General features: G+C 66.1%; 13 protein-coding genes. 7 read left to right on the top strand and 6 right to left on the bottom strand.

From position 1 onward, the window contains the following. The first annotated feature begins 7 nt into the window (after positions 1-7). Positions 8-2,116, top strand: coding sequence for a phosphocholine-specific phospholipase C (locus tag ACZK4H_RS08685; protein ID WP_099554294.1), 2,109 nt, complete (start codon positions 8-10; stop codon positions 2,114-2,116). Positions 2,117-2,216: 100 nt separating this feature from the next. On the opposite strand, the gene ACZK4H_RS08680 is transcribed toward ACZK4H_RS08685, so the two are convergent. The 4 genes from ACZK4H_RS08680 to ACZK4H_RS08665 form a co-directional block, all read right to left on the bottom strand. Further along, on the bottom strand, positions 2,217-3,812 hold the full coding sequence (locus ACZK4H_RS08680) for an alkaline phosphatase D family protein (protein WP_099554296.1): 1,596 nt from the start codon (positions 3,810-3,812) through the stop codon (positions 2,217-2,219). Positions 3,813-3,822: 10 nt separating this feature from the next. Beyond that, entirely contained in the window at positions 3,823-6,756 is a 2,934-nt protein-coding gene (locus ACZK4H_RS08675; RefSeq protein WP_099554298.1) for a TonB-dependent receptor, read from the bottom strand. 141 nt (positions 6,757-6,897) lie between these two features. Next, positions 6,898-7,920, bottom strand: a complete 1,023-nt coding sequence (locus ACZK4H_RS08670) for a FecR family protein (RefSeq protein WP_099554300.1) — start codon at positions 7,918-7,920, stop codon at positions 6,898-6,900. Further along, complete coding sequence (locus ACZK4H_RS08665; RefSeq protein WP_072166673.1) at positions 7,917-8,432, bottom strand: RNA polymerase sigma factor; 516 nt, start codon at positions 8,430-8,432, stop codon at positions 7,917-7,919. Before ACZK4H_RS08665 ends, ACZK4H_RS08670 begins: the two co-directional genes overlap by 4 nt. A gap of 38 nt (positions 8,433-8,470) precedes the next feature. Here ACZK4H_RS08665 and ACZK4H_RS08660 point away from each other — a divergent pair, with 38 nt between their 5' ends. Both ACZK4H_RS08660 and aceE read left to right on the top strand, forming a co-directional pair. Beyond that, complete coding sequence (locus tag ACZK4H_RS08660; protein WP_099554302.1) at positions 8,471-8,869, top strand: hypothetical protein; 399 nt, start codon at positions 8,471-8,473, stop codon at positions 8,867-8,869. A 245-nt stretch (positions 8,870-9,114) separates the two neighbouring features. Further along, a complete protein-coding gene (aceE, locus tag ACZK4H_RS08655) occupies positions 9,115-11,787 on the top strand; it encodes a pyruvate dehydrogenase (acetyl-transferring), homodimeric type (RefSeq protein WP_099554304.1) in 2,673 nt (890 codons plus the stop codon). A gap of 51 nt (positions 11,788-11,838) precedes the next feature. Here aceE and ACZK4H_RS08650 read toward each other — a convergent pair whose 3' ends face one another. Next, entirely contained in the window at positions 11,839-12,321 is a 483-nt protein-coding gene (locus ACZK4H_RS08650) for a LuxR family transcriptional regulator (RefSeq protein WP_099554306.1), read from the bottom strand. Positions 12,322-12,512: 191 nt separating this feature from the next. Here ACZK4H_RS08650 and ACZK4H_RS08645 point away from each other — a divergent pair, with 191 nt between their 5' ends. The 4 genes from ACZK4H_RS08645 (at position 12,513) to ACZK4H_RS08630 (ending at position 18,584) form a co-directional block, all read left to right on the top strand. Beyond that, a complete protein-coding gene (locus ACZK4H_RS08645; RefSeq protein WP_099554308.1) occupies positions 12,513-13,742 on the top strand; it encodes an MFS transporter in 1,230 nt (409 codons plus the stop codon). Then, positions 13,739-14,896, top strand: coding sequence for an ROK family protein (locus ACZK4H_RS08640; protein WP_099554310.1), 1,158 nt, complete (start codon positions 13,739-13,741; stop codon positions 14,894-14,896). The genes ACZK4H_RS08645 and ACZK4H_RS08640 overlap by 4 nt, the downstream gene beginning before the upstream one ends. Before the next feature lie 86 nt (positions 14,897-14,982). Beyond that, a complete protein-coding gene (locus tag ACZK4H_RS08635) occupies positions 14,983-17,478 on the top strand; it encodes a TonB-dependent receptor (RefSeq protein WP_099554312.1) in 2,496 nt (831 codons plus the stop codon). Next, positions 17,478-18,584, top strand: a complete 1,107-nt coding sequence (locus ACZK4H_RS08630) for a YdcF family protein (protein WP_099554314.1) — start codon at positions 17,478-17,480, stop codon at positions 18,582-18,584. The genes ACZK4H_RS08635 and ACZK4H_RS08630 overlap by 1 nt, the downstream gene beginning before the upstream one ends. 17 nt (positions 18,585-18,601) lie before the next feature. Here the strand turns inward: ACZK4H_RS08630 and fauA are convergent, their stop codons facing one another. Next, positions 18,602-20,773, bottom strand: a complete 2,172-nt coding sequence (fauA, locus tag ACZK4H_RS08625) for a TonB-dependent alcaligin siderophore receptor FauA (protein WP_099554317.1) — start codon at positions 20,771-20,773, stop codon at positions 18,602-18,604. Positions 20,774-20,784 lie beyond the last annotated feature (11 nt).

Genomic DNA, 20,784 nt, shown 5'->3' with positions numbered 1-20,784 from the left:
TGAGCCAGTGACCGATATCGGCCGACGCCGGTTGTTGCAGGCCGGCGTTGCCGCCGGCCTTTCCCCGCTGCTGCCCAGCATCGCCCGGGCCGCAGCGATCGCCCCCGCCGCGCAGACGCGCAGCCTCGAAGACCTGCAGCACATCGTGGTGCTCATGCAGGAGAACCGTTCGTTCGACCACTACTTCGGCACGCTGCCGGGTGTACGTGGTTTCGGCGACCGCTTCGTGGCCCCGGCTGCCGCGCTGCAGGCCGGTGGCCGCGTGCGCAGCCTGTGGCTGCAGCCCGATGCCAGCGGCAAGCGTGCGATCGCGCCCTTCCCGCTGGATACCGCCGCGCACTTCGGCTACATGCGGGTGGAAGGCACGCCACACACCTGGCCCGATGCGCAGCGCGCCTGGGACCACGGGCGCATGGGGCACTGGCCGAAGGCCAAGCAGAACCACTCGATGGGCTACTTCCAGCGCAGCGACCTGCCGTTCCAGTTCGCGCTGGCCGATGCCTTTACCCTCTGCGATGCGTACCACTGCGCGATGCAGGCCGGCACCAACCCGAACCGGGTATTCCTGTGGACCGGCCACAATGATGCACACGCGCGTGCTGGCGGCCCGGTGATCGCCAACTCGCACGACAACTTCCCCGAACAGGGCGGGCACCCGGCGTCCTACCGCTGGACCAGCTATGTCGAGCGCCTCCAGAACGCCGGCGTGTCCTGGCAGATCTACCAGGACATGGCCGACAACTTCACGGACAACCCGCTGGCCGGCTTCGAGGCATTCCGCCAGGCCCATCGCGCTGCGCCGGGGCATGACCCGCAGCTGCGCGCACGCGGGGTCAGCACGCGTGGCCTGGCGCAGCTGCGCCAGGACGTGATCGGTGGGCACCTGCCGCAGGTCAGTTTCATCATCGCCGATGCCGCGGGCAGCGAGCATCCTGGCCCTTCCAGCCCGGCACAGGGTGCGGCCTATACCGCACGCGTGCTGGACGCGCTGACCGCCGATCCGGAGGTGTGGAGCCGCACCGCCCTGCTGCTGATGTTCGACGAGAACGACGGCTTCTTCGACCACATGCCACCACCTGCCCCTCCCTCACCGGTGAACGGTGGATGGGCAGGTGCCTCGTCGGTCAGCACCGAGGGCGAGTATCACCGTCATCCCGCGCCGGGCGATGAAAAGTACGATGCTGCCGAGCTGCGCGGACGCCCGTATGGTCTCGGCCCGCGCGTGCCGCTGTACGTCATCTCGCCGTGGAGCCGTGGTGGCTGGGTCGATTCACAGGTGTACGACCACACCTCGGTCATACGGTTGATTGAACGTCGCTTTGGTGTCGCCGCGCCGGACATCTCGCCGTGGCGCCGAGCGGTCTGCGGTGACCTGACGGGCGCCTTCGACTTCGCCCAGCGCGATATCCGCCCGTTCGTGCGCGGCCTGCCCGATGTAAGCGCGGTGGCGGCACGAGCGGCGGCGCTGCCAGGGCGTACCGTGCCGGCGCTGCCGGAGGGGCTGAAGCCAGCGAAGCAGGAAAGCGGCGTACGCCCTGCACGCGCCCTGCCCTATCGGCCGCAGGCAGCGATTGCTGCGGTCGACGCCTCGGGCGTGGATCTGGCGCTGGCCTGCGAAGGTGCGGCGGCGGTGCTGCATGTCTACGACCGGCTGCGGCTGGATGCGGTGCCACGCCGCTACACGCTGCTGCCGGACATGCCGCTGCGCGAGCGCTGGCCGCTCGATGCCCAGGGCCGCTATGACCTGTGGCTGCTGGGCCCAAACGGCTTCCACCGCCACTTCCAGGGGGCGGCCAAGGATCCTGCCGTGCAGGCTTCAATTGATCGCACGGATGGCCAACTGCGGCTGCACCTGCGCAACCTGGATGACAGCGCGCAGCAGGTGCGTGTGCAGGCTGGCGCCTATGCCGGACACATGCCGGAGCAGACGGTGGCGCTGCCGGCGCATGCAGAGACTTCGTTGGCGTGGGATGCAACGCCTACCGCCGGCTGGTATGACCTACAGGTCAGCGCAGGTGAAAATGTCCTGCGCCTGGCCGGCCGTGCCGAGGACGGGCGCCCCGGCACCAGTGACCCGGCGATGGGCAGCGAACCACTGCGGTTCGAGCACGATTGAAGGATCTCTGTAGAGCCGAGCCCATGCTCGGCTGCTTTTCCGGTCAGTTATCAAAGAGCAGCCGAGCATGGGCTCGGCTCTACAGGGTTGACCGATAGATTCAGGCCTCCTGCAACCCTGGCCGGCCATGCTCCACCGCATAGCGCTTCCAGCTCTGCACCGCGCCATTCGGCTGCATCACGGTATCCAGCGTCTTCATGTCGCCGATCCACGCATCGCGGGTGACATCGCACAGCACGTAGCCACGCTTGTCGGTGGTCGCCTTCAGATAGGGGCTGTGCGCAAGCTGGTTCCTGGCATACGCGTCCACACCCTGGCCATCGGCGCCGGAAGTGATCGACGTGGCGAGGAACTCGCTGGAGATCACACCCGAGTCACGGTGGTCCTGCACCAGATCGCTGGCATAGTGGCGATGCGCGTCGCCGCAGGCGGTCACCACGTTGCCGAAGCCCACCTTCTGGATGTGGTCAAGCAGGCGCCGGCGGCTGTCCAGATAGCCTGACCACTGGTCGTCGGACGACTGCACCACCCCGTCCTTCTCGCGCATGTAGTTGCCCAGCGCTACCTGGTGGGCGACGGTATGCCAGCGCGGTGCGGCATCGCCCAGGCCGTCGAACAGCCAGCGTTCCTGCTTCGCCCCCACAATGCTGCGCTCCGCCGATTCCACCTCCTCACGCAGCGCCATGTTCACCTGCTTGCTGCGGTACTGGCGGGTGTCGAGCAGGTGCAGATCCATCAGCGTGCCGTAGCGCGCGCGCCGGTACATCTGCATGTGGCCGTCGCGCGGGAATGCCGAGCGGCGCAGCGGCATGTTCTCGTAGTAGGCCTGGAACGCCTGTGCGCGACGCAGCAGGAACACTTCGCTGGGCGTGTCATCCTGGTCTCCGGCACCGGCCCAGTTGTTGTCCACTTCATGGTCGTCAAAGGTGACGAACCACGGTGCCGCCGCATGCGCGGCCTGCAGGTCGGCATCGCTCTTGTACTGGGCGTAGCGGCGGCGGTAATCGTCCAGCGTGTAGGTCTGCGGCCCCACGTGGTTGCGCAGGTTGGTGAACGGCTGGCCGTTCATCTTCCGCAGGCCCGGCTGGCTTTCGCCTTCGTAGATGTAATCACCGTAGTGGAAGACGAAATCGAGCGGCTCCTCGGCAATGCGCCGCCACGCGGTGTAGTGGCCTTCTTCGTAGTGCTGGCAACCGGCCACCGCAAAGCGCACACGGTCCACCACGGCCGTGGCTGCGGGCAGCGTACGGGTGCAGCCGACCGCACTGGCGTGGCCACCGACGGTGAAGCGGTACCAGTAGGGCCGTCCGGGCGCCAACCCGTACAGTTCCACGTGCACGGCGTGGCCGAGTTCGGGATGCGCCATCGCCGCCCCCTGGCGTACCACCTTGCGCATGCCTTCGTCTGCTGCCAGCTGCCACTCGACCCGCATCGGCCGGGCCGGCATGCCACCGCCGAACACCAGCGGCTCGGTCGCCAGGCGCGTCCACAGCACCATGCCATCGGCCGATGGATCACCCGAGGCCACGCCCAGGGTGAAGGGTGTGCTGGCAAAACGCGGCTTGGCCAGCAGGTTGCGCGGGTTCAGCGCGGTGGCATCGGCCTGCGCGGCCAGCGCGTGTGCCGTGCCCATCCAGGCACCGGCAGCGGACAGGCCGGCCAGGGCCAGGAATCGCCTGCGATTGATCGTATCCACGGCTGTGCCCTCAGTTGTAGATGATGTGGAAGTAGAAGAAGCGGCCGTAGTCGTCGATCTCGGTACGGAAGCGCCCGTTCGGGCCGGTGCTGTAGGTCGGCTGGGTATTGAACAGGTTCTTGGCCTCGTACTTCAGCGTCACGTGCTTGCTGACCTTGTGGCTGAAGCCCATGTTGAAGGTCATGTACGGGTCGTAGTACGAATCCAGCCACTGGGTGTCGCCGAAGTCGACCAGCATCCGGCTGCGGTAAGTGCCGGACAGGCGCAGCTGCGCGCTCTTCCACGGCATGCGCCAGATCACCGAGCCGTTGAGCGACCAGTCCGGCTGGTACAGCAGGCGGTCCAGGCGGCGCTCGGTGCCATCAGTGATGCGGTAGTTGGTCTGGCCTTCCAGCCGCGTGGCGTTGAAGTACATGTCGAAACGCTGGCGGCCCCACTGCAGGTTGCGGTTGGCCACCGCGAACTCGACGCCGCGCAGCGTGGACTCATCGGTGTTCATCGGCTGGGTCACCCGGTAGCGGGTATCGCCCACGTTCTCGAAGGTGGTCAGGGTGTAGATGTCGTCCTTGATCACCTTGTCGAACAGCGCCACCGAGACCAGGCCGTTGTTGCCGTTGAAATACAGGTCCCACGCCAGGTCGATGTTGGTGGAACGGCGTGGCTGCAGGTCGGCATTGCCCTGCTTGATGGTGCAGAAGCCCCTGCCCTCCTCGTCATCGCCACAGCTGGTGCTGGTGGCCTGGGCGATGTTGCTCGGCGTCGGCCGGCCCAGCGTGCGGCTGGCGGAGAAGCGCAGGCGCTGGTCCTCGCTCAGCTTGAACGTCGCATTCAACGAAGGCAGCAGGTTGTTGTAGCCACCGCTCGTGTTGCGGAAGGCGGAGGTATAGGTAGTGCCGCCATCATCGCTGAATGGGCTGTAGGCATCGAAGCGGGTGTGGTCGTAGCGCAGGCCGCCGATCAGCAGCAGCCGGTCCCAGGCATAGTGCGCGGATACATAGGCATTGGTGATGTCCTCCACGTACTTGTAGTCGCTGGTGAAGTTGGCATTTGGATACGCCGCATTGTTGCTGCCCAGTTTCGGCAGCAGTTCCTCGTTCCACTTGCGGTTGTCGATCAGCGGGAAGCCCGGCACGCTGCCCAGCAGCGTCGAACCCGGATACAGGTAATCGTTGAGCGTGGCACTGCTCTTGAAGTAATCGAAGTCGATGTCCTGCCAGATCTTCAGGTGGCGGTATTCGGCACCGGTGGCCAGGCCAAAGCCACGCGCATCGGCGTCGATGTTGTAGCTGAAGTCGGCGCGCAGGTTGTCGATGCTCTCCTTGGCATCGCGCGGGGAGACATAGGCCTGCGCGGGGTTGAGCTTGAACGCCGAGCTGGTCAGCAGGCTGGAATCGGAAACCGCCACCGCGTTGGGGAACCCGTGACTGTCGTTCTCGTAGTCGACGAACAGATTGCTTGGGTAGGCGCGCACGCCCCAGTAGACCTGGTTGTTGTGGAAGGTTTCTTCGGTATGGCCGCCACGCAGGGTCAGCCGCGAACGGTCGCCCATGTCCCAGTTGAAGCTGGCGATGGCGCCACGGTTGCTGCGGTCCCAGCGGTCGTGGCGGTTCTTGATGTAGATGCTGTTGATCTGGGTCGTGCCGCTGTCCTCGGTCTGGTTGCGGATCGGAAACTTGGCGTTGCCGTACAGATCAGTCTTGTTCATCGTCGAGTTCTCGTAGAACCGGTACGAGTACAGCAGCAGCGATGCGTAGAACGGATCATCCGAGGGCTTCCACTCAAGCTTGGCGGAGCCACCGAAGTTGGTGATGAAGTTGGTATAGGTGCCGGTGCTGAAGTTGCCAGGCGCACGCAGCCCGTTCCAGCCCTTGGCCTCGTCCGGACCGGTGGTACCGTCGGTGAGGTATTTGCCAGCGTCGTTGTAGTAGTAGTTCGACTCCACCCAGCGCTTGACGCTGTTGCGTGAACGCTGCTCATAGCGTGCCACCGCAACGATGCCGAACTCCTGGTCGACGCCGAACTGGTTGGAGAACACCATCTTGGCGCTCTTGCCGAAGTGGCCCCGGGTCTCGTGGTTGCCGCCTGCGCTGCGCTCGACGTTGGTCTCGGCGGTGGAATAGATGCCTGCCACATCGGCAAACACGTACTTGCCCGACCGGTCGAAGGCACTGCGGCTGATGATGTCGATCACGCCGCCGATCGCATCCGGTGCCTGCTCCGCACTGAAGCTCTTGTAGATGTCGGTACGGGTGCCGATGTCGCTGGGAATCAGCTGCAGGTTGTTCATGCGCTCACCGGAGCCACTGCCTCCCACGCTGGCAATCGCGATGCCATCGATGGTGGTGTAGTTGAGGTTGGCCTGCACGCCGCGCACGGTCACGTAACGTGGCTCGCCGGCATCCTCTACCGCACTCAGGCCTGGAGCGGCCATCAGGCTCTCGGCCAGTGTCTCGTCGCCGTAGCTGTCCATTTCGTCGTAGACCACCGAATCCTTGATCACCGGCGACGACTTCTTCTGGTCGATGACCTCATGTGCAGCAATCACCTTCACCGTATCCAGGGTCGGCGCCACCACCGCCTCGGCCTCGCGCGGCTTCGGCGCGGCCGGCTTCGGCGCGTTGCTTACGGGTGCCGGATCGATGGCGATGACATTGCCATCGACCACGGTGTAACCCAGGCCGGTCCCTGCCAGCAGCGCGTCCAGCGCCTGCCTGACGGTGGCACCGCGCGGCACCGCACCGGCCATGCGGGCATCACCGCCGGCCGAGTACAGGAACTGCACCCCGGAACTGCGCGACAACTGCTCCAGCGCACGCGCCAACGGCTGCGCCGCGATCGGCGTGGATACACGCGCCTCCAGGCCATCGGCACCGGCGGCGAAGGCCAGCGGCACGCTGCAGGGAGACAGGGCGAGAATGATCGACAGGTAGAGCGTGTTGCGCATCACGGGTCCTTGGAAGAGAGAAGGCAGCAGGCGCCGCTGCGTGGCTCGGCAGCGGCTTCTCCCAAGTAAGAGCCCGCATCCACCGAAGTGGAGAACGCGGATTCGATGAATTTTTTCTGACAGTCAACGGCCACGTCGGCTTCAGCGACTGCCAACCCGCACGGTGCCGCCTTCGCGCTTCACCACGAAACGCGGGTCGCGTTCGAGGAAGGCCTGCAGCGCACCGATGCGATGCGCATCGAGACTGCCCGACAACCGTGCCGATGCCGCGCCTTCGTCCAGCACGCGCACCTGCACCTGGTTGTGCCGGTTGAAGGCAGCGGCCACCTCGTCCAGCCGCTCGTCGAGGAAGGACACTTTGCGCTGCTGCCAATCCAGCAGCATCGACAATGGCAGGTCCAATGACTCGACCGCATGGCTGCGCGCGTCGACCTGCACCACCCGGCCTTCGCCCAGCTGCGCAAGACGCCGGGCGTCCGCACCCTGGCTCCATACCTCCACCTCGCCGGAGACCACGCCGATGCGCGTGCTCTGCAGCCGTCGCGACACATCGAATACCGTGCCGATGTCCCGGATCTCCAGGCCGTTCACCTGCACCTCGAACGGACGGCGGTCGCGGGCGATGTCGAACGTGGCCTCCCCCTGCAGCAGCTCCACCTTGCGGCTGAACCAGCCCATGCGTACCCGCAGGCGGCTGTCCGCGTTGAGCCGCACCTGGGTCTGGTCGGGCAGCACCAGGTCGCGAAGTTCACCCTGTCCGGCACTGTAAAGCTGCTCGGTGGGCGCCACCTGCGGAACCAGGCCCACGCCGAGCAGGGTGATACAGGCTGCGGCAGCCGCCACCCACCAGCGCGCACGACCGCGACGCGGCACAGCGCGCGGCGGCGCGTGCACGCTACCGAACAGCGGCACCACCTTGGCGGCGATCTGCCGCGGTGGAACCGCCGCCTCGTCAGCCAACGGCGATTGCAGCGCCTCACCGACCTGCCGGTGAAGCGCGAGGGCGCGCATGTAGGCGCGCACATGCTCCGGCGAGCGCTTCATCCAGTCCAGGAACGCGACGCGCCCGGCCTCATCCAACGGCCCCTCGCGATTGCGCAGGAACCAGTCCATGGCCTCGCAGGCGATCGTGTCGTCGGCCACGGGCGATGAATTCCGGTTCATGTGAGCTCCCTGGCGCCCAGCGCCTTCCTGCAGGCCTCCAGACCCTTGCCGATGTGCTTGCGCACCATGTGCACCGACACCTGCAGCTGCTGGCTGATTCCCGGGCAGTCCAGCCCGTCGCGGTAGTGCAGCTCCATCACCCGCCGCGTGGTTGCCGGCAGTCGTGCGATGGTGCTGCGGATATCGTTCCAGCGCTGCGCACGCTCGAATTCGCCTTCGATGTCTTCTTCGCTTTTCAGCACTTCGGCCAGCAGGTCGACGTCTTCCAGCGGCGGCAGCGACGACCGCGCGCGCGCGTGCTCGCGCGCCAGATTGGCCGCCACGGTGAACAGGTAGGCTTCCGGGTTCTCGACCGCATCGGCATCTTCGCCGGTGCTGCGCAGCAGGCGAAGATAGACCTCCTGCGCCAGGTCTTCGGCATCCTCGCTGGCCGAACCGCGACGCAGGAAGAAGCCACGCAGCAGCCGGCGCCGCAGTTCGTAGCTCTTCTCCCAGATCCTCACGCTGTTCACGGCCGGCCAACCACCCCGAGGCTGGAAAGCCCCGCAGGGTGACCGCCATCGATGACAGTGGCGTTTCAACAGCCAGCAGGCAGCCGCTAGAATGCGGCCCCTGCGATGTCCCGGCAGCCCGCACAAGGAGTGCTCCCATCAACGCACGCACCGCCATCAACACCCTCAGCAGCCTGCTGTTCCTGCTGCTGGTCGCCCACACCACCGCCTACCAGCAGCAGATGTGGCCGCCCAGCCGGGTCATCCATGTGCATCCGGTGATCGTCGTCCTCGCCTATGCGCTAGGTGTGCTCACGCTGCTGCTGTGGATCGGCGGCCGCCGTGCATCGGAACCCGCCCAACGCCTGGCGCGCTGGTTGCCCATCGTCGCCTGGTGCCTGCTGGGCGTCGGCGTGGCGATCATCCCGGTGTTCCTGCCTGGGCTGTCCCCGGCCTGATCGGCGGCCGCGCCCAGCGCATCCGCCCTTGATACGACGCGCGGCACCAACCCTTGCTTGCCAGAGACCCAAGCCCTGCACGCCTACCGAAGCGTGGGGGGCAGGCCTACGCTTGTCTTCTCGGTGGCCGCCACGGTCGCCCTTCGCGTCACGGCCCCCGCCGTTGCGACCCCGCTCCAGTGCTGTGCGCCCTGCCGGTGTTGTCGCCCAGGCAGAAGTCCGACCGGCGCCCTCTGGAGACAGTCATGAACCAAGCCCTCATTCCCTTCGATACCGATCCACTGGAAACCCAGGAATGGCGTGAATCGCTGGAGGCGGTGATGCAGGCCGGCGGCCGGCCGCGCGCGCACTACCTGATCGACCAGCTGAGCGATCTGGACGCGCAGCAGCACGGCGACCTGCATACCCGTGCCTGGACCGCCTACGTCAACACCATCCCGCCCGAGCGCCAGCCGGCCTACCCGGGCGACCTGGCCATCGAGCGCCGCCTGAACGCGATGATCCGCTGGAACGCGATGGTGATGGTGCTGCGTGCCGGCAAGCATTCCAACGTCGGCGGCCACATCGCTACCTACCAGTCGGCAGCGGTGCTGTACGACGTGGGCTTCGATCACTTCTTCCGTGGCCGCACCGACACCTTCGACGGCGACATGATCTACATCCAGGGCCATTCGGCGCCGGGCATCTATGGCCGCGCCTACGTGGAAGGCCGCATCGATCCGGCACGGATGGACAACTTCCGCCGCGAAGCCGGCCGCGAAGGCCTGTCCTCGTATCCGCACCCACGCCTGATGCCGGAGTTCTGGCAGTTCCCCACCGTGTCGATGGGGCTGGGCCCGCTGACCGCCGCCTACCAGGCGCGCTACATGCGTTACCTGGAATACCGCGGCCTGAAAGAGCACCAGGGCCGCAGGGTCTGGGCCTTCCTCGGCGACGGCGAAATGGACCAGCCCGAATCGCTGGCGGCAATTTCCCTGGCCGGCCGCGAGCGGCTGGACAACATCGTGTTCGTGGTCAACTGCAACCTGCAACGCCTGGACGGGCCGGTACGCGGCAACGCCAAGGTCATTCAGGAACTGGAAGGCACCTTCCGCGCGGCCGGCTGGAACGTGATCAAGCTGATCTGGGGCAGCGGCTGGGACGACCTGCTGGCCCGCGACCACAGCGGCCTGCTGCGCCAGCGCATGATGGAGTGCGTGGACGGCGACTACCAGACCTTCAAGTCGCAGAGCGGCGCCTACGTGCGCGAACACTTCTTCGGTCGCTACCCCGAGCTGCTGGAGCTGGTCGCGCACATGAGCGACGACGATATCTGGGCGCTGGCGCGTGGTGGCCATGATCCACAGAAGGTCTTCGCCGCCTACCAGCAGGCAGTGAACACCAGCGGCCGGCCCACCGTGATCCTGGCCAAGACGGTCAAGGGTTTCGGCATGGGCGAAGCCGGCGAAGGCCAGAACATCAACCACCAGCTGAAGAAGATGAGCGCCGACGCGGTGCGTGCCTTCCGTGACCGCTTCAACCTGCCGGTCAGCGACGACCAGCTGGAGGAGATGCCCTACCTGCGCCCGGAACCGGGCAGCGCCGAGGCGGCCTACTTCGCCGAGCGCCGCCGCATCCAGGGTGGGCAGTTGCCAGCGCGCCTGGCCAGGGTCGATCCCCTGCCGCTGCCACCACTGTCGATCTTCAACACCCAGCTGCAGGGCAGTGGTGATCGCGGCCAGTCCACCACCATGGGCTTCGTGCGCATCCTCACCAGCCTGTTGAAGGATCCGGAACTGGGCAAGCTGGTGATTCCGATCGTGCCCGATGAATCGCGCACCTTCGGCATGGAAGGCCTGTTCCGCCAGATCGGCATCCACTCTTACCTGGGCCAGCTGTACACCCCGCAGGACGCCGGCCAGCTGAGCTATTACAAGGAAGCCAAGGACGGCCAGATCCTGCAGGAAGGCATCAATGAATCCGGTGCGATCTGTTCGTGGATCGCCGCCGGCACCGCCTACAGCAACCACGGCCTGGCGACGATTCCGTTCTACATCTTCTATTCGATGTTCGGCCTGCAGCGCGTCGGTGACCTGGCCTGGGCCGCTGCCGATGCGCGTACCCGCGGCTTCCTGCTCGGTGCCACGTCGGGCCGCACCACGCTGATGGGCGAAGGCCTGCAGCACGATGACGGCCACAGCCACGTGCTGTCGTCGGTGATTCCCAGCTGCGTGTCCTACGACCCGACCTACAACTACGAGCTGGCGGTGATCATCCATGACGGCCTGCGCCGCATGTATGTCGACCAGGATGACATCTACTACTACATCACCGTACTCAACGAGAACTACCCGCAGCCGGCACTGCCCGAAGGCGCCGAGACCGGCATCCTGAAGGGCCTCTACCTGCTGCACCCGGCAGCCGCCGATGCCGCCTCGCAGCCACGCGTGCAGCTGATGGGCGCCGGCTCGATCCTGCGCGAAGTGGAAGCCGCGGCAGAACTGCTGCAGCAGGACTTCTGCATCGCCAGCGATGTGTGGAGCGCGACCAGCCTGACTGAACTGCGCCGCGATGGCCTGGCCGCCGAACGCTGGAACCTGCTGCATCCGGCCGAGCAGCCGCGCGTACCCTACGTGCAGCAGTGCCTGCAGGGCCATGAAGGCCCGGTGGTGGTGGCCACCGACTACATGAAGATCGTCGGCGACCAGATCCGCCCCTTCATCAACGACCGCCGCTTCACCGCACTCGGCACCGATGGCTTCGGCCGTTCCGACACGCGTGAATCGCTGCGCACGTTCTTCGAAGTGGACCGTCATTTCATCGTGCTGGCAGCGTTGAAGACGCTGGCCGATGAAGGTCGCGTCGAGCGTTCGCGGATGCAGGAGGCCATCGCCAGGTACGGCATCGACACCGGCAAGCGCGATCCGGCTGCGGTGTAAGGCTGCTGAGTTCACCACGCCCGCTGTGCGGGCGTGGTGCGGACGGAACCGCTAGGGTATCCGCTTGAACAGGTTGGTCTGCAGGATCGGTGTACCGTCATGGCTGTAGAACGCCTTGGTCTCGGTCATCGTCGTGCGGTCGGCCGCTACGGTGTAGATGCGGGTGGACGCTGGCGTGCCATGGTCCACCAACTGCATCACCAGGGTGTTCGGCGCCGGCAGTTTCAGGTTGGCCTTGTCCGCGCCGTAGGTGCCGGACAAGGGCCCCGGCGTGCCGTCCAGCGCCAGCGTGCCGTCGGACTTCATGGTCTTGCCGTCGTGCAGGACGATGTCCACGTGTGAACTCCAACGACCCGCACCGGCGTCCTTGAACTCCAGCACCACGTGCTTTGGGCGCTGCGCTTCGGGTAGCGCAGACGTGGCGATATCCAGCGACCAGCGCCCCAGCAGCGGTGAGGGCGAAGCTTCCACTGCCAGCGCCGGAACGGCGGAGAGCGAAAGCACAGACAACAACACAGCGGACAACAGTTTCATACGTTGCTCCGTTCCAGTGAAGAAAGCGCTGCGTGACGCGTGATGGGGGGCAGCAGGGCGAATGCTGCGCGCCTGCGGCAGGGGGTGCAAGCCACTTGCTGAACGCCCGGCCACGCGCCATGTCAGGGCCATGTCACACAGGGGTAGTAGAACGATCCAGCATCTCCGGCTCTTCCCCCCATTACACGGCGTTGAACACGCAGCCCTCGCCACGGCACCTCTATGCCGCCGGCCACTTTGCCCGCACCCTGGTCTGGTCGTTCGTGGATCTGGTGCTGGGCTACTACCTGCACGCCCGCCTGGGGCTGCCGGCGGCCCACACCGGCCTGCTGCTGGCCATTTCATTGGCCTACAGCAGCCTGCTCGATCTGCTGCTGGCCGCCGTGTTCACCCGCCTGCGCAACCAGCAGCGCCTCGCCCTGCGCCTGCAGCTCATCGGCGGGCTCGGCACGGCCGCCAGCGCCTGCCTGCTATTCAGCCCGCACAGCGCAGCCGGGCCCACCTTCCTGCCATTGCTGGTCGCATCGTTGCTGTTCCGTACCTGCTATGCGGTCTACGACGTGGCGCAGAACGCACTGACTTCGTTGCTGCCCCGTGACGAGGACGAGGCCATGCGCTATGTCTCCACGCGCGCCGTGGTGGTGCCCATTTCCAAGCTGTGCATTGCCGCGGCGTTGTTCAGCGTGGTCGGTCCTCCTGCGTCCCAGGGCAGTGGCAACGCGTTGTTGATCTGCATGATCATCGGCGTGCTGATCGCGGCCGCTGCGCTTCCCCTGGCCTGCGTCGCAACACCGCCACGGCCCTCCGCAACCGGGATGCCCGCTGCTGTTGCCCTGCCCCTGCCGGCACTGCTGCCGGTTCTGCTGGCCGCAGCGGCGGAGACTGCGCTGGTGGGTCTGGCCGGGCGCCTGTTCCCTTTCGCTGAACACGGGGCAGCACTGACCTTCGCGATGGTGGCGGGCATGGTGGTTGCCCCCTGGCTCTGCCTGCGCCTGCGTTCAAGGCTGCACAGCGAGACCGGGATGCTCGCGCTGATGTCGGTGCTTGCCGTCGCCGCCGTTGGCGGGTACCTGGCCATCCCCTCCACGCCTGTCGCGATTGCATGTGCCGCCATCCATGGGACGGCAGTGGCCAGCGTCGGCCTGGTACTGTGGCGACGCACCGCGCTGATCGCCCATCGCCATGCCGCCCATAGCGGACGCGACGATGACCTCAGCTGTTTTGCACTGCTCACCGGAACCATGAAGCTATCCATCGCGGCCTCTTCCTTGCTGCTGGGCGAAGTGCTGCCCGGTATACAGGCGGGCGATCCGGGCACCGCGGCCACCCTGGTCTCGCTGGTCGCCATCGGCAGCCTGCTTTCGCTGGCCGCATTGGCCTGGCCCATCCCGCCAGCACGTACCGAGGGCCTGCGCCCGTGAACCTGGCCCCGACATCGCGGCTGCGCCGCAAGCCGCTGATCGCGCTGGATGCCGACCACAAGCGCATCATCTGGCTGTTGCGCACGATGGGCGCCGTTCCCCGCATCACCATCGCCCACCAGCTGGGCATGCACAACGGCGCGTTGACCCGCCTGGCGCGTGAACTGCTGATGCTGGAAGTGATCGAGGAACAGGGACAACTGTCCGATGGCCAGCGTGGCCGTCCGTCGGTGCCACTGGCGCTGTCCGGTCGGGGCGGCTATGCCGCCGGTGCCACGGTGCATCCCGGTTGGCTGGAGATCGCACTGGTGGACTTCGCCGGCCAGGTCATCGCCCGTGATGCCACCGCGTTCGACAGCGCAGATCCCCACGATTTCGTCTATTGCGTGGACCAGCGCCTGCGCAGCCTCACCAGCAGCACCGGGCTCATGCGCGCCCGTTTCCTCGGCCTCGGCGTGGCGGTCCCCGGGCCCGTGGTCGAAACCGGTCCGGCACGCCGGCACGCGGTGGACTGGCTGCATGGCTGGCGCGATATCGACAACGACCAGTTCTTTGAAGACTACTTTGGCTTTCCGGTCTGGGTGGAGAACGATGCAACCCTGGCGGCGCTGGCGGAGTACTACGACAGCGGGCTGATCCGCGACTGCGCTTCGGCGCTGCTGCTGTATGTCGGCCATGGCGTGGGCGGTGGCGTGATCCATCGGCGTGATGTGATGCGCGGTGAATTCGGCAATGCCGGCGACATCGGCCGCCTGTTCCGCATGGACGCGCCGCGCCCCTCGGGCATCGACCTGCTGGCCACGTTGCGCGAGGCCGGCGCTGGAATTCCATCGCTGTTCGAGCTGGAGGCCTGCCTGGAAAGCCATACCGGCATCATCAGCGCCTGGGCCGAACGCGCGGGCAACCAGCTGGGCGCAGCGGCCAATACCGGCGTCGCCTGGCTCGATCCCGGCGCCGTGATCCTGTCCGGTTCACTGCCCCGCCAGGTACTGGAAGCCCTGGGGCAACACCTGCAGCAGCCAGCACGCTGGAGCAGTGCGCTGGACAGCCTGCGCCTGCCGCAGGTGCATGTGTCCCGGCTGGGAGGATCCGCAGTATCGGTGGGCGCGGCGCTGCTGCCGATCCACCAGCTGGGCGCCGATGCCAGCGTTTAATTGTTTATTTCCGCCGAAGTAAACAATTCCGTCATCGCCCGGACCTACCGTGCAGCGGTCCCCCTTCCCTGCATGGCCGCCCTCCGATGAACATCAGCCCCCTGGTCCTGGGAATCTCCCTGGCCTTGATATCCCTGCACGGCAATGCTTCTGCGCAGGACGCCCCGGTCCAGAACAAGGACAGCGCCGACGCCGCAACGCTGGATGCGGTGGTGGTCACCGGTGCAGCACGCACCCAGCGTCGTTTCGATGCGTCCTTCGCGGTCAATTCACTCAGCCGCGAAGATGTGCAGAAGCTCGCACCGAAAAGCTACGCCGACCTGCTCGGGTCCGTGCCCGGCATCCATGTCGAGGCCACCGGCGGCGAGGTGCAGAACATCACCCGGCTGCGCGGCATTCCCACCGATCGTGGCTTCATCGCCTTCCAGCAGGACGGCCTGCCGCTCTACCAGGAGCTGGATGGCCACTTCTTCAACTCCGGCGACGGCATGAACCGGTTCGACGTGATGAACCAGCGGGTGGAGATCGTACGTGGTGGCCCGGCGCCGATCTATGCAAGCAGTGGCGGCGCCATCGTCAACAACATCCTGGCCGAGGGCTCGGAAGAGACCCACGGCAAGGCCCAGCTGACCGTCGGTGACACCGGGCTGTACCGCGGCGAGATGTACCAGTCCGGCGCCCTCGGCAAGGACACCTTCTATGCAGTCGGTGGATTCCTGCGCCAGCACGATGGCTACCGCGACAATGGCTTCCCGAACGACAAGGGCGGGCAGATCAGGGGCAACATCAAGCACTACTTCGATGACACCAGCTGGTTCAAGGTCAGCGGCACCTTCGTCGATGACCACAATACGTTCTACCTGCCGATCCCGGTCGCCGATCCGCGCAATCCCAGCGTTCCGCTGGACCCGTATATCGACTACTTCGACGGTACGCTGAACTCGCCGTCGCTGCGCAGTGTGAACCTGAAGTACCTCGATGGCGGCGGCGTCCTGCAGGGCATGAACCGCGACCTGGCTGATGGCCGGCACATGCGCTTCGGCAACATCGGCTTCCAGTACGAGAATACCGCCAGCGACTGGACGATCTCGCTGAAAGCCGGCTACACCAAGGGTCGCAACACCTTCGACGCACTGTACTCGACCACCAACCCGGTCGACGCACGCACCTTCGCCAACGGCTATCTGGGCGCGGCCCGTTCCGCCTTCGGTGCCGGCGTCGCGCGGATGGGCTACGCCCTGGCCGGCAGCAACGGAACGAGTGCCTACGATCCCTATGCCGACTCCGGCCTGGTAATCTCGGCCCAGTACCGGGCCGCAGATTCGGACTTCTACTCCGGCCAGGCGGACTTCAGTGCGACGCGGTTGTTTGAAACGGCCTGGGGCAGCCACGATCTGAACATCGGCGCGTACACCGCCTTCTTCGGCACCACGGCCTTCAGCCTGTACCAGGACATGCTGATGGAGATGCGCGGCAAGCCACGCCTGCTGGATCTGGTGGCCTACGGCAACGATGGCACCCCGCTGGGCTATGTGACCGACAAGGGCACGCTGCGTTACACCACCACCCTGAATCGCGGCAAGGTCGATGCCCGCATGTTCGCGGTGTATGCCAATGACACGTGGGCACTGACGGACCGCTTCAAGCTCGACGCTGGTATCCGCCATGAACGCTATCGCTATGAAGGCTACGCAGAGCAGACCGCCCAGGTCGACCTCGGCGACCGCAACACACTGGCCGACAACACCACGCGCCGGTTCACCGGCGTGGTCCAGAACCATCGCCTGGATCCGTCCGCGACCAATTGGACCGTGGGTGCGAACTTCGATTTCACCCCTTCGGTGGGTGCTTACGCCCGCGTCTCGCACATGGAGATCGTTCCCAACTCGTCAGTGGCACGCTCGATCGATCCCACCATCGTGCAGACCCAGCTGGACCAGTACGAGCTGGGCCTGAAGGCCGGATTCGGCCGGTCCTACCTGTACCTGACGGCGTTCTACACGAAGTTCGATCCGCTCAACGCCTCGTTCGTGGCCTTCAACCCGACAACCGGCCGCAATGACCAGTCGGTGCCGTTCATCGGTACCGCCGTCTCCAAGGGCATCGAACTGGATGGGCTGTTCCGGCCGCTGGACTGGTTCAGCATCGCCGGCTCGATCACGGTCAGCGATCCGCAGTACGACAGCCTGCAGAACGATTCCGGCGCCGATCCGGCTGCCGTCAACGGCAAGCAGATCGTTCGCGAGCCCAAGCTCTACGGCAACCTCCGCCCGACCTTCAGTTTCCAGCATGGCCAGGACCAGTTCGAGACCTGGCTGCGTTATGACGTGGTCGGCAAATCCTATGTTGATCTGTTCAACCAGACAGCGCTGCCCGCCTACCAGACCCTCGGCCTGGGCATTTCATGGAAGCGTGGCAACTGGGGCGCACAGCTGGTGGGCGACAACCTCACCAATGAAAAGGGACTCACCGAAGGCAACACCCGCACCGATGCCCTCGCCGGACAGGGTTCGGCCGAGGCCATCTATGGGCGGCCGCTGTTCGGCCGCAACGTCCGCCTGATGGTCAGCAGGAGCTGGTGATGCATCGACGACTTGCCTTGTCCCTTGTCCTGCTCGCCACGGCAGCGCTGCCGCTTGCGGCGGTGGCCGACGACCGCGACAGCGCCGCGCTTGCCGCACGCTTGTTCCCGACCCTCATGCAGTTGAAGCCCGATACGCTGCCCGATGATGCGCGCGCCCTCCTGGCCGAACGTACGCAGCAGCTGGCCCGCTGCCGGACCGCCACCTGCACGCTCGCGTCCGCTCGCTGGACGCCCGCGCAGGCAGGCCTGTTGACCGCCGCGGCTCCCGCGCACGCCGAGGCCATCGAACGGGAACTGGCCGGCCTCAACAATATTCTCTCCGTCTATGGCCAGGGCCAGCCGTCCCGCTACGACGCCATCGACGGCCCGGTCGGCGCGGCAGGCAGCACGCGGCTGGTCGGCGATGTTGCCATTGCCATGCAGATGAGCGAGGTGGACGCCAGCGCGGCCTACACCGCCTTCGATCGCAGCATCGCGGTGGCGGTGGGCCTGCTCGATGCCAATGACCGCCTCGATGCGATCCGCTTCGAGCCCATCAGCGCCGGGACGAACGCCGCGCCGTTTGCGCGTGCGCGGCAGCTCGATTGGAATGCTTATCCGTACAGCGCGATCATCGTTCTTGGCCAGGGACCGGATGAACTGACCACCCCGCTCAGCGCCGGCAGCAAGCTGCGCCTGAAGGCGGCCGCGCAGCGCTACGCGGCAGGTGATGCGCCCTTCCTCATCGTCTCGGGTGGTGCGGTACATCCGCGCGGCACCCGCAGCGTCGAAGCGGTGCAGATGCGCGAGGCGCTGATGGCACGCTTCGGCATTCCCGCAGATGCCATCATCATCGAGCCGTATGCCCGCCACACCACCACCAACCTGCGCAATGCAGCCCGGTTGCTGACGGCCCTGCAGGCACCGCCGCGGCAACCGGCACTGGTGGTCAGCAGTCCATCGCATATCGACTCAGTCGCCAGCAGCGCCTTCAGCGAGCGCAACCGCCATGAACTGGGTTACGTTCCGGGCAAGGTCGGTTCACGCGTTTCGCCCTACGCGATCCCGTTTGTGCCGGCTCCCGAATCGCTGCGCATCGACCCGATGGATCCGCTGGATCCCTGACCCGCGCGACGGCATCCTCAATAGCCAACCTTCACCGTGAACATCACGTTTCGCGGTGCCCCGTACCAGCCCTGGTTGTAGAAGCCGATCTGCGAGTAGTAGTGGCGGTCAAACAGGTTGTTGATGTTGACCGCCGCCGACACATTGGAACTGAACTGGTAGCGCGCCATCAGGTTCACCAGTGCGTAGCTGGGCTGCTGCACCGGCACCCGGCGATTTCCGGGCGCGGTGGCGGTCTGGTACATGCGGTTCTGCCAGTCCACGCCACCGCCGATGGTCAGCCGGTCCCAGGTACCCGGCAGCCGCCAGGTAGTGAACAGCTTGAACAGGCTGCGCGGCTTGGCGGTGTTGATCGCCCTGCCCTGCGCGTCCTGCGCGATGAAGGTGGTGAAGCTGGTGCCAAGGCTCCAACCCGGCAATGGTTCGCCGGCCAGTTCCAGTTCCAGGCCGTCCACGGTTGCGCCCTTCACCGCGCGGTAGGCCGCCTGCGTGCTGCCTTCGACCAGGCCACCGGTGGCCTCGGCGAGGTTGTCCTGCTGGGTGCGGAACAGCGCCGCCGACGCATTCAAGCGCTCCTGCAGCCAGCTGCCCTTGAGGCCCAGCTCATAGCTGCGGCCGCTGACCGGGTCGAGGATCTGCCCGGACTCATTCCGGTTGTTCTGCGGCTTGAAGATACCGGTATAGCTGGCGTAGACGCTGCTGTAGCCGTTGAGGTCCCAGACCACACCGGCATACGGCACGAACTCGTTGCGGTAGCGGTATTTGCGCTTGCTGCCAAAGTAGACCTGGTCGGTCTCCCAGTTGCTCAGGCGGCCACCGACGATCACATGCAGCGGATCGGCCAGCGACAACCGCGCCACCGCATAGGCACCGCTCTGATGATTGTCCAGATCATCGGCCTGGGTCTTGTTGCTGGCCCACACCGGCTCCGGCGTACCGGGTCCGTGCCAGTCCAGGTAGCTGGCCAACGGCGGCAGCGGCGCCAGTGCGCGGTACTGCCCCAGTGCGATCTCGTCGCGTGAACGCGACCAGCCGACGGACGCCGTGTGATGGCGGCCGAACAGCTGGAAGGGACCGGTCAGGCTGACACTGACCGCCTCGCGGCGCACCGGCCCGTCGTAGCGGGTGAAGCTGTTGCCTGCAGGCATGGCGCCGGTAACCGGATCGGGATAGCCGCCCCGGTAGAGATGCTTCATCTCCATGTCGGTATGCGAGCGGCTGTAGGACACGCGCGCCTGCCAGTCGTTGCCGAAGCGATGGTTGAAATCGAAGAAGCCATTGCGGGTGTCGGTGGTCATCCGTGCCCACGGCGCGGTGGCCGATACCGAGCGGTCGAAGCGGGTACGCGTGCCATCGGCGTTGAACAGCGCGAAGCCGCTGCCGAAGCCACGATTGTCGTTGGCCTGGTAAGAGATACCGGCGATCAATCCGGTGTCCTCGCCCAGGTCCACGCTGACCACGCCGTAGAGCGTCTTCGCGGTGCTGTCCAGGCCAGCGGTGTAGCTGTCGCCCTCTGCCTGCGCGGCGACCACACGACCACGCACGCGCCCTTCCCGGCTCAACGGGCTGGACACATCCACCCAGGCGCGGCGCGCGTCCCAGCTGCCGAGGCTGATGCCGCCACTGGCAGCAAAATCACGCAGCGGGCGCTTGCGCACATGGTTCACCGCAGCCGACGGATTACCGGCACCGGTCATCAGGCCATTGGCACCGCGCACGATCTCGATGCGGTCGTACACCACCATGTCCAGATTGTTCTCGCCGAAGTTCCATGGCGACAGCACCGGCATCACCACGCCATCGAACTGGTAGTTGTCGATATCGAAGCCGCGTGCCGAGAATGAGTAACGGTTGGCATCACTGCGCGTGACCGAAATGCCCGGAGCGGTGGCCAGCGCATCGGCGGTGCTGAGCAGGCCACGATCCTCGATCTGCTGGCGGGTGATGACGCTGACCGACTGCGGCGTCTGCCGCGAGGTCAGCGACAGCCCCGTCGCCGTGCCCATGGAATCGGTGGTGTAGGAACGCGAGGTTTCGGTGCTGCCATCGAGGTCGGCCGTGACCTGCACGGTGGGCAGCTGCGAGGTCTTCGCAGCAGGGGCGCGCTCGGCGCTGTGGGCAGTATTGAACAGCGCCAGGGTCGTGCCGATGGCGGTTGCCAGGGCGCGCGGGCGGATACAGGCGGGCATGGGAGATCCAG

Source organism: Stenotrophomonas sp. 78350_Sma (assembly GCF_056482105.1).
Note: the sequence above shows the minus strand (reverse complement) of the source record. Positions and strands in the feature narration are given on the sequence as shown.